Origin of the sequence: Actibacterium sp. XHP0104 (assembly GCF_025751515.1) — a bacterium.
Classification (GTDB): Bacteria; Pseudomonadota; Alphaproteobacteria; order Rhodobacterales; family Rhodobacteraceae; genus Actibacterium_D.
The window spans coordinates 1-540 of sequence record NZ_JAOWLE010000021.1 but is presented as its reverse complement, the minus strand read 5'-3'; the positions used below and the strand labels follow the sequence as shown (position 1 = coordinate 540).

Sequence of the window (540 nt, the reverse complement as noted above, 5' to 3'; positions counted from 1 at the left end):
AGGTCAACTATGCCGCCACCAAGGCCGGTGACATCGGCATCGTCCGCAGCCTGGCCCAGGAAGGCGCGCGCGCCGGCATCACCGCCAACGCCATCTGCCCCGGCTATATCGGCACCGAAATGGTGCGCGCCATCCCCGAGGACGTGCTGAACAAGAACATCATCCCGCAGATCCCCGCCGGCCGCCTGGGCGAGCCCGAAGAGATCGCACGCTGCGTGGTGTTCCTGGCCTCCGACGACGCCGGCTTCATCAACGGCTCGACCATCTCGGCTAACGGCGCTCAGTTCTTCGGATAAGGGACCCACTCGCTATGACAAATCAAAACGACATTGATCCTATTGAGTCTCAGGAGTGGCAGGATGCCATTGCTGATGTGATTGAGCGTGACGGTGCGAACCGTGCGCATTTTCTGCTGGACAAGGCTGTTCAGCAGGCGCGTGCGGCGGGTGCGACCTTGCCGTTTTCGGCGACGACGCCGTATCAGAACACGATCCCCGCGGATGACGAGCTTGAGATCCCCGGCGATCTCGAGATGGAGTG

General features: G+C 62.2%; 2 protein-coding genes. Both read left to right on the top strand.

All coding sequences use genetic code 11. The features are described 5' to 3' along the window. Positions 1-296: SDR family oxidoreductase (locus OE856_RS13710; RefSeq protein ID WP_263716719.1), on the top strand; the 296-nt coding region annotated here is incomplete at its 5' end. A 14-nt stretch (positions 297-310) separates the two neighbouring features. Continuing rightward, a partial coding sequence (locus tag OE856_RS13705) for a hypothetical protein (protein WP_263716718.1) occupies positions 311-540 on the top strand: 230 nt, incomplete at its 3' end.